Genomic DNA, 7,905 nt, shown 5'->3' with positions numbered 1-7,905 from the left:
CCGCCCCTTGTAGCTGTTGCACTACCTTGATTTACTACGGCGTGGTGATGGCGGGACGCCGAGCCGGCGGTTAACGGTTTAGGTTTTTTCTTCAGGGGTACCCCTGAAGATCGTTCGAACGCGGTGAAGCACACACCGCCAGTTTTGATAGGGAGCGTTCGATAGATATGGTCGGAAGGTACCTTCCGACGAAAAACTTATCCGGCTCAGCTTTAATATAAAGTTCGATGAAAGGAGCTTTGCCCTTATATGCGCTGCTACTTATACGCTCGTAAGTCCACTGACGATGAGGATAGGCAGATATTATCTATAGAAGCCCAGCTTGTTGAGTTACGACAGTATGCCGAGCGAGAGAAGATATGCGTTGTTAAGGAACTCATCGAGGCTAAGACCGCCAAGAAGCCAGGGCGCCCCATATTCAATGATATGCTAGCACAGATAGAGCGAGGGGCCGCTGACGGTATCCTCGCATGGCATCCCGATAGGCTCGCTCGCAACAGTGTCGATGGTGGGAAAATCATATATCTCGTAGACCAGGGCATTATCAAGGGCCTCCTCTTCCCTACTTATCGCTTCGATAATAACGCGCAAGGCAAATTTATGCTATCCATAGCTTTCGGGCAGAGTAAGTACTATATAGACGCACTATCGGAGAATATTAAGCGGGGCATGCGCTTGAAACTCAGCAAAGGTATCTGGCCGCAGTGGGCGCCCATAGGGTATCTGAACGATCCCAAGACACGTGGTATCATCAAAGACGAGGGCAAAGCTCCTTTCATAACGAAATCTTTCGCCCTATATGCTACCGGTAGATACACGCTCGCTGATATACGGGATAAGATAACCTCACTCGGCATGGCAGGCCGCTGCAGGAAAGGCCGCCCACTCTCAGCCAGCCAATATCAGCATATCCTGCAGAATCCTATCTACTACGGAGTGTTCAGATATAACGGTGAGAGTTACGAGGGAACTCACGAACCAATTATCACAAAGAAACTTTTTGACCAGTGTCAGGAAGTTATGGCTCGCAGGGGTAAACCCAAGAAAGCTGAAAGGTACTTTGTCTTTAGAGGGCTTATGAAATGCGGTGAGTGCGGGCGAATGATCACAGCAGAAACACAGAAAGGTTATACCTACTACAGATGCACCAAGCGACTGACTAACTGCACTCAGAAATACGTCCGAGAGGAAGAGCTCGCTACTCAGATACAGTCCATCCTTCAAAAAGTTTCTTTGTGTGATGATTGGACTACGAAGATTTTACGAGAGCTAGAGAAGGATAAGGCATGCGATGTCCAATCATCACGCCCCCAGCAGCAAAATATGCAAGACAATATTACAGATATAGATCGTAAGATAAACCGACTTATAGATGTATATCTAGAGGGTAACATCTCGCTCGAAGAGTATCAGCGAAAGAAAGAGGCATATCTGAATGAAAAGAAGGATTTACAGGAGGCTCTAAAGGATTTTGCTGCTGGGGGCGATAATTGGTTCGAACGGGCGAAAGATTTCGTAACCGATTTAAACAGAATAGGTTGCATGTTACGGGAAGGAAATCTCGAGTCACAGCGTGAATATCTCGAGAAAATCGGTTCGAACTTTATATTAAAGATGAGCCGGATAAGTTTTTCGTCGGAAGGTACCTTCCGACCATATCTATCGAACGCTCCCTATCAAAACTGGCGGAGGAGGTAGGATTCGAACCCACGGTGGGCTTGCGCCCACAACAGCTTTCAAGGCTGCCGCGATCGACCACTCTGCCACTCCTCCGCGAAACCTAAAAGAACAATTGCCTCACTATCGCGCCGTAGATCTCTTTCGAAAAGGTGAAGCTGTCCATAAAGAATTTCTTCGACGAGAACGATGGAAATAACAGGCTGAATAGCATTGCTATTATGACGATATTAAGAACATATACGGCGACTATCGAGAAGAAATACCCCGACTTCACCATGTCGGGCTGTCTCATCTTCATGACCTCGATCGTCATGACTATGTGAAGCGTCAATGTGAAGCCTATCGCGAATATGAAAGCGGCGCCGTTGATCTTATAGGAATAAGCGACCACGAAATACACCGCCATCAGGATTATCGCGTATATCGGGATGAAATACGGGCTCAGCTCGATCACGGCATTCGTCTTCGTCGTCGATACACTGCCGCCCTCTTCCGTGACCTTAAACGACTGGATCTTCCCGCCCATCACCCATGACGTTATCGCATGGACCGCTTCATGGCCCAGCACATAAAAGAACGTCGGCTTGTAAAATAATAGGTGCAATGCTATATATGAGCCCACGCCCCACATGAAATATTTCAATATGCCGGAGAGTTCGGTGACGGCGATGATGTTCACGTAGAACGCGCGGGTCACGGCGACCATTACAGGTATCGCGAGAATCCCTACAAGGAATTTAATGATTTTCTGCCACATGTTAGGCGCCTTTCTCTATCTTCTTTACCCCATCCATGTACGGCACAAGAGCCTCGGGGATATTTACGGTACCGTCCTCATTCTGATAATTCTCCAATATCGCCACAACGAGCCGGGCCAGCGCTACGCCCGAGCCGTTCAATGTATGCACGAACGCCGTCTTCTTAGTCTCCTTCTGCCTGTAGCGGATGTTCGCACGCCTGGCCTGAAAATCGGTGAAGCAGGAACAGCTCGAGACCTCCAGATAAGCGTCGACGCCCGCGGCATAGATCTCTATATCGTAACATTTCGCGGCGGCGAATGACATGTCGCCTGATGCCAGAAGCTTTACCCTGTAAGGGATCTTCAGTATCTGCAGGACCTCTTCGGCATCGGCTAGTAATTTCTCCAGCTCATCGAATGAAGTCTCAGGTTTCACGAATTTCACAAGCTCCACCTTATCGAACTGGTGCACTCTTATAAGGCCCTTCGTGTCTTTGCCATATGATCCGGCCTCGCGCCTAAAACAGGCCGAATAAGCTGTATAGCGTATCGGGAGCTTCTCTTCTTCCAGAATATCACCCGAATGAATATTGGTCACCGGCACCTCGGCTGTCGGGATTAAAAAAAGATCCTCGTCTTTCAATCTATACATATCCTCTTCCAGCTTTGGAAGCTGCCCCGTGCCTGTCATACTGCGCCTATTGACCAAAAACGGCGGGAAGACTTCCCTATAACCGTGTTTTTTGGTATGCAGATCGAGCATAAAGTTAATAAGCGCCCTCTCGAGCCTGGCGCCCGGCCCTGTGAATAGCACGAAATTCGATCCCGTTATCTTGGCTGCAACACCAAAACTTATTATATTCAATAATTCTGCTATCTCCATGTGGCTCTTAGGTTTAAAGCTAAATTTCGGGGTATCTCCCCATGATTTCACTATCTTATTGGCTTCCGGGCTGCCAATTGGGACCGATTTATCGGGTAAATTTGGGATTACATATAGTATTTTCTCTAATTTTTGGTCTAGTTCACCCACTTTTATGTCTAATTCGGCTATTTTTTGGGAAACAGCCTTCATTTTGTCAATAATCTCTTTAGGGTTCTTCTTTACCTTCATCAGCGCGGATATCTCATTATTGGCCTTATTGCGCTCGGCCTTCAGAGTCTCTACCTCTGTCATGAGTTTTCGGCGCTCTTCGTCTATAGCGAGGAGCTCATCAATATCGATCTTCTGGCCCTTACTCTTAATGCCTTCCTTGACCTGGTCCCTGTTCTCTCTTATGAATTTTAGATCTAGCATGGAGCTCCTTTAAAAATGGGGACTGTCCCAACGTGTTTTTTAAGCATGGAATGGGACTGTCCCCATTTTTTCTCATCCTTTTATTACACCTATCGGGCGCATACGGCATACTTTTTTCGATATACCGGCGCCATCCACGACACCCACAACCTGATTAATGTCCTTATAGGCTTCTGGGGCCTCTTCTGCCAATGTGCCTCTCCCGCTTGCCATTACTATTATACCTTTATTCTCAAGCTCTTTGGCAATAGACCTGCCTCTGCATGCGCTTACCGCAGCGGTTCGTGAGAGCCGTCTGCCTGCGCCGTGGCATGTCGAGTAAAATGTCTCCTCTGCGCCCTTCGTCCCTACCAGGAGATACGAGTTCCTGCCCATATCGCCCGGGATTATCACGGGCTGGCCTATCTCACTGTATTTTGCCGGAAGATCCGGATGCCCCGGAGGAAAGGCTCGCGTCGCGCCCTTCCTGTGAACGCACAAGGTCTTCTCTTTTCCGTCTATACTGTATTTCTCGAGCTTCGCAATGTTATGGGCCACATCGTATATAAGGTCCATGCCGAGATCTTTAGGCCCTCTGCGGAATACTTTCTCAAATACGCCTCTGGCCAAGTGCATCAGGCATTGCCTATTGGCCCAGGCGTAATTGGCCGCGCACTTCATCGCTCCTAGATATGCCTTGCCCTCTTCGGAGTTAACCGGCGCGCAGGCAAGCTGCCTGTCCGGCACGCTGATATTGTATTTCGCGAGGCACCTTATCATGCCCTTAGCGTATTCGTCACATACCTGATATCCGAGGCCGCGAGAACCCGAATGGATCATGAGCATTATCCGGCCTTTTTCGATGCCGAATACTGCCGCGGCGGCTTCATCGTATATCTCGTCGATAACCTGGACCTCGAGAAAATGGTTCCCTGAGCCGAGCGTTCCGGACTGGTGCAATCCGCGTTCATAGGCTCTATCGGATACAGCGTCCGGGTTAGCGCCCTTTATCGCGCCATGATCTTCGGTATATTCCAGGTCTTCCTTGACGCCGTAACCATGCGCCACCACCCACCCTGCACCTTCGGCTAGAAGCTTCCTCTCTTCCTTGGCGCTTATCTTAATATCACCCTTGGAGCCCACTCCCGCCGGTATATCATTATAAAGAGCAGTTACTAAATCCTTCAGCCTCGGCTTAACGTCTTTCTCTTCTAGGTTCGTCTTAACGAGCCTTACGCCGCAATTTATATCGAAGCCCACGCCGCCGGGCGAGATCACTCCGCCTTCTTCCACGTCCGTCGCTGCCACCCCGCCGATTGGGAAACCGTAGCCCCAATGAATGTCGGGCATCGCAAGCGAGTGTTTTACTATGCCAGGAAGAAATGCCACGTTCGAGACCTGGCCGAGCGATTTGTCGGAGACGATATCCTTTATCATCTCCTCGGAGGCGTATATCACTCCGTCGACACGCATCCCGCTCTTAGTGTTTCTCGGCAGGCGCCACCTGAACTGGTCGATCCGCTCGAGTAACCCCAGGGCGTTCATGCTTTGCTCCTCAGACTGGGAAAAGTAGGGACTGTCCCCGACCGTAATCTCACTGGGATAGGGACTGTCCCACTTTTCCTAAACATCAAAAATTATCTCTACCTCGCAGCCTTCGCCAGACTTCTTTATCTTCAGCCCGCTGTATGTCGCGGCTTTAATCTCTGTCTTCAGGCGGTTTCTATTAGCGCCTATGGGCCTGCCCGTGGCTTTTACCTTCAGGCGCTTTTCGGTCAATTCCTCGACCTTGAATTTAAAGAATATCAGCTGTTTTGTGTAAAAATTGTAAAGAAGCTCGTCGAGCCATGCTACCAGAAGCTCTTCCTGGTCCTCGGCCTCCAGTTCAAAAGTCTCTACGGTATCGCCGGAGAGATTCTCGAGATCGGCGATTATATCGAACATCGCGAATGCGGCGTTCTCGAATAATTCCTTCGGGTCTTTACCGTATACGCGCACGCCGATATCCGCTGTGTGCGGGAACTGCTCATAGCGTTTCATGTGGGTATTTTACACTCACTAAGGGGCGCTATCAAGAGAAAAGTAGGGATTAGGAAAAGTAGGGGAAAAGTTGGGACTGTCCCCGACCGTAATCTCACTCGGATAGGGACTGTCCCACTTTTCTCTAGTAATATCGGTCGATTACTCGCTTCAGGAGGGAGCTTTTATTGTAAGCGGGCATTATGCCATCACTATCGTCCAGGTCTATATCGGGGTCTTCTGTCGGCTCGAATATCACTTTCTGGTCGAGCCCTGCGAGGACATTGGCGGCGTCCAGAAAGCGGGATATCTTATTGAATTGAGTTATGCCGCCTCTCGAACCTTCGTGACTCATCGAGAGGAAGAGCCTGTTCTTTGCCCTCGTCACAGCGACATAGAAGAGGCGGCTCTCTTCCTCTATCTCTTCCTCGCGCTCCAGGGCAAAGCTCGAAGGCAATACTCCGTCGATAAGGCTTATCAGAAATACCGAATCCCATTCTAGGCCCTTCGAAGAGTGGATCGTAGAGAGCGTCAAAGGCTTCTCCTCATTCTTCGGTGTGGCCTCGACCTTCCATACGCTCCTGTCCGGCGGCTCTATCGCGAAATCCGCCAGGAGCTGTTCTAACTCGTCATAGCGCGCGGCTATTTGCCTTAAGGTCTCGAGATCGTTAATGCGGATATGCCAATCGTCGAACTTCTCCTTCATGAGCGGCAGATAATAGTCGAGCGAAATATCATAGAGCGAACCCGGGCTGAGCTTAGCGCTTGCGGCCGACTTAAGGAAGGACTTTAATTTCCAGAGATTCTTGGATGATTTACCGAACCTGTCACTACCCTCGAATGTCTTTCCTATCACGTCCTGTAAGGACGCCTTCGCCATTATATCTTCTGCGATCCTGTCGGCGGTCTTGGGCCCGATACCTTCGATCAAAGTCAATATCCTATGCCAGGCGATCTCGTCCTTTATGTTCAATACGATCTTCATATGCGCGAGAAGATCTTTGACATGAGCGGTCTCATAGAATTTAAGCCCGCCGAAGACCTGATAATCGATACCGTTCTTACTGAGCTCGGCCTGCAGAGGTATCGAGACGTACGCCGAACGAAATAGCACCGCCTGATGGTGCACATCGATACCCTCATCCCTCAGCTCTTTTATCTTATCCACTATCCACGCCGCCTCGTCGTAAACATTCTTAAAGAAACTCAATTTCGGCTTCTCTACGGTGTCGGTCCGGGTCGATCTCAGGCACTTCGAGTACTTATTGTCCATATTTGCCAGGACCGAGTTCGCGACATTGAGGATATCCTGGGTGCTTCTGTAATTGTCCTCGAGCTTTATTATTTTACAATCGTCGAACTTCTTGGGGAATTCCATTATATTCTTATGCGATGATCCCCGGAAACCGTATATCGACTGCGCGTCATCACCCACCACCATTATATTTTTATGCTCCTTCGCCAGAAGGTAAGCGATGTCACCCTGGAGCATATTCGTGTCCTGATATTCGTCGACCATCACGTACTTGTACTTTTCGGAAAGCTTTATGCGCGCCTCATCGACCTCGAGGAGCATCTTCAGATATACCAGGAGATCATCGTAGTCCATATAGTTCTTATGAATCTTATACGCGGCGTATTCTTTTCTCAAAAGATCGATCTCACCGGCGAACTCGAGAAAATGCGGGTAATCTTTTTCCAGGACCTGGGTAATCGAGAGGCCTTTATTGACGGTCATGCTGATCACGCTGCGCAGGGTGTCTTTCTTAGGCACCTTCTTATCCTTATTGACGAGGCCCACCTTCAGAGCGCACCTGTGGATCGCCTCTTCAGCGTCAGACTCGTCGAGTATCGAGAATAGATTGGAGAGGCCGAGGACCTTCGCGTACTTCTTCAGGGTCTTAAAAGCGAATGAGTGAAAGGTGCCGCCGTCGATGTGCCTGCAGCGGCTGTCGTGCTTGGTGGCGCGGGAGAGCATTTCATGGGATGCTTTTCTGGTGAATGTGAGAAGGAGGATCGATTCCGGCTTGATGCCGCTCTCCACCATGTGGAGGACGCGGTACTCGATGGCGCGCGTCTTACCGGAGCCCGCGCCGGCTATGACGAGGACGGGGCCGTTTATTGTGCTGACAGCTTCATACTGTGAGGGATTGAGTTTACGCCTTAGGTCTTCCACTTATATGATCAGATC

General features: G+C 49.6%; 6 protein-coding genes and 1 tRNA gene. 1 reads left to right on the top strand and 6 read right to left on the bottom strand.

The features are described from left to right. Positions 1-249 precede the first annotated feature (249 nt). Complete coding sequence (locus NTY76_07230) at positions 250-1,698, top strand: recombinase family protein (protein ID MCX5678882.1); 1,449 nt, start codon at positions 250-252, stop codon at positions 1,696-1,698. On the opposite strand, the gene NTY76_07225 is transcribed toward NTY76_07230, so the two are convergent. The 6 genes from NTY76_07225 to NTY76_07200 form a co-directional block, all read right to left on the bottom strand. Continuing rightward, positions 1,684-1,773, bottom strand: a tRNA-Ser gene (locus NTY76_07225). The genes NTY76_07230 and NTY76_07225 overlap by 15 nt on opposite strands. Positions 1,774-1,780: 7 nt before the next feature. Next, entirely contained in the window at positions 1,781-2,437 is a 657-nt protein-coding gene (locus NTY76_07220) for a hypothetical protein (protein MCX5678881.1), read from the bottom strand. A gap of 1 nt (position 2,438) precedes the next feature. Beyond that, positions 2,439-3,716 carry a serine--tRNA ligase gene (gene serS, locus NTY76_07215; protein MCX5678880.1) on the bottom strand — a complete coding sequence of 426 codons (1,278 nt, stop codon included), beginning with the start codon at positions 3,714-3,716 and terminating at the stop codon, positions 2,439-2,441. A gap of 72 nt (positions 3,717-3,788) precedes the next feature. After that, positions 3,789-5,168, bottom strand: coding sequence for an RtcB family protein (locus tag NTY76_07210; protein ID MCX5678879.1), 1,380 nt, complete (start codon positions 5,166-5,168; stop codon positions 3,789-3,791). A 150-nt stretch (positions 5,169-5,318) separates the two neighbouring features. Next, a complete protein-coding gene (locus NTY76_07205) occupies positions 5,319-5,735 on the bottom strand; it encodes an archease (protein ID MCX5678878.1) in 417 nt (138 codons plus the stop codon). A gap of 124 nt (positions 5,736-5,859) precedes the next feature. Then, positions 5,860-7,890 (bottom strand): ATP-dependent helicase, encoded by a 2,031-nt coding sequence (locus tag NTY76_07200; GenBank protein MCX5678877.1) that lies wholly within the window; start codon positions 7,888-7,890, stop codon positions 5,860-5,862. Positions 7,891-7,905 lie beyond the last annotated feature (15 nt).

This window comes from Candidatus Omnitrophota bacterium, from assembly GCA_026387175.1.
Lineage (GTDB): Bacteria > Omnitrophota > Gorgyraeia > 2-01-FULL-45-10 > 2-01-FULL-45-10 > CAIMPC01.
This window is presented reverse-complemented; position numbering and strand designations above follow the sequence as displayed.

Excerpts from the sequence above, each read along its gene's own strand:
- NTY76_07230 (MCX5678882.1), top strand. The coding sequence starts at position 250 with ATGCGCTGCTACTTATACGCTCGTAAGTCCACTGACGATGAGGATAGG.
- NTY76_07220 (MCX5678881.1), bottom strand. The coding sequence starts at position 2,437 with ATGTGGCAGAAAATCATTAAATTCCTTGTAGGGATTCTCGCGATACCT.
- serS (MCX5678880.1), bottom strand. The coding sequence starts at position 3,716 with ATGCTAGATCTAAAATTCATAAGAGAGAACAGGGACCAGGTCAAGGAA.
- NTY76_07210 (MCX5678879.1), bottom strand. The coding sequence starts at position 5,168 with ATGCGTGTCGACGGAGTGATATACGCCTCCGAGGAGATGATAAAGGAT.
- NTY76_07205 (MCX5678878.1), bottom strand. The coding sequence starts at position 5,735 with ATGAAACGCTATGAGCAGTTCCCGCACACAGCGGATATCGGCGTGCGC.